The organism is Kitasatospora sp. NPDC059571 (assembly GCF_042735675.1).
In the GTDB taxonomy this organism is placed as follows: Bacteria; Actinomycetota; Actinomycetes; order Streptomycetales; family Streptomycetaceae; genus Kitasatospora.
On sequence record NZ_JBHWBW010000843.1, the window covers coordinates 1 to 1289 of the forward strand.

1 protein-coding gene is annotated in these 1289 nt (G+C 79.2%); it reads left to right on the top strand.

The features are described 5' to 3' along the window. The first annotated feature begins 290 nt into the window (after window positions 1-290). On the top strand, window positions 291-1238 hold the full coding sequence (locus tag ACFV0G_RS39465; RefSeq protein WP_380558791.1) for a ParB N-terminal domain-containing protein: 948 nt from the start codon (window positions 291-293) through the stop codon (window positions 1236-1238). Window positions 1239-1289: the final 51 nt, after the last annotated feature.

Sequence of the window (1289 nt, forward strand, 5' to 3'; positions counted from 1 at the left end):
AAGGGGGGGTGGTGCGCGCGGACGCGCCGGCGGGCGACCGCCGGCGCTCGATCGGCACGACGTGCAGGGCCCGGCCAGCGCCGACCGGGCCCCGCGTGCCGATCGCGCCTCACCCGGTCGCGGACCACCGGCGTTCCCGACTGCTGAATCCCGTCCGACCTCCCGCATCGACCTGTTCCGGGCATGACTTGGGGGAAGACGATCATGAGAAAGCAGTGGCTGCGCAACGGTGCCCCGACCTCCTGTCGCCGGTGCGGCGAGCCCGCCGGCGGCGACCGGGGAGGGCACGGGTGACGACGCAGCCCGCCGCCGCGACACCGGAGACCGCCTGGGTCCCGGTACCGGCCCTGGCACCCGCCGACACCCCGCGCAGCGGCGAGGTCGACATGGCCCACGTCCGCGCCCTGATGGCCGAACGCGACCTCCCGCCGCTCCTGGTCTGCCGCCGCACGATGCGCGTGGTGGACGGCATGCACCGGCTCACCGCCGCGATCCTGGCCGGCCGGACCACCGTCGAGGTCCGCTGGTTCGACGGCGACGACGAGGCGGCGTTCGTCCGTGCCGTGCAGGAGAACCTGCACCACGGCCTGCGGCTGCGCACGGAGGAGCGGACCGCCGCCGCCCGGCGGATCATGGAGGCCTATCCGCAGTGGTCCAACCGCGCCATCGCGCAGGCCGCCGGCCTGTCCGCGAAGACCGTGGCGGCCGTCCGCGGGCGTGCAACTGAGGACGGTCCCCGGTTGGCCACCCGGGTCGGCCGGGACGGCCGCGCCCGCCCGGTCGACCCGGCGGCCGGACGCGCCCGGGCCGCCGCCTACCTGCGCGAGCACCCGGACGCCTCGCTGCGCCGGATCGCCGCGGCCACCGGCGTCTCCTCGGGCACCGCCCGCGACGTCCGGACCCGGCTGCGGGCCGGGGAGGACCCGGTGGCCCGGCGGGCCGGCGGCGGCCCGCCGGCCGACGGGCCCACCCCCTGGGTGCTGCCCGACCGCGCCCGGCGGCGCGCCCCGGCCGGGGACGCGCTGGCGGTCCTCGCCCGGGACCCGGCGCTGCGCCTGTCCGAGACCGGGCGGCAGCTGCTGCGCCTGCTCGACAACCGGGTGCTCGCCGGGTCCGCCGCCGCGGCCGCCCTGCGCGCCGCGGTGCCCGAGCACAACCGGGCGGCGGTGGCCGCCGCGGTCAACCAGCACATCGAGCTCTGGCTGGCGTTCGTCAACGCCGTGGAACTGGCCGGCTGACCGGCCCTGCCCCCGGGGGGGGGGGGGGGGGCGACCCCCGCCCGCGCCCGC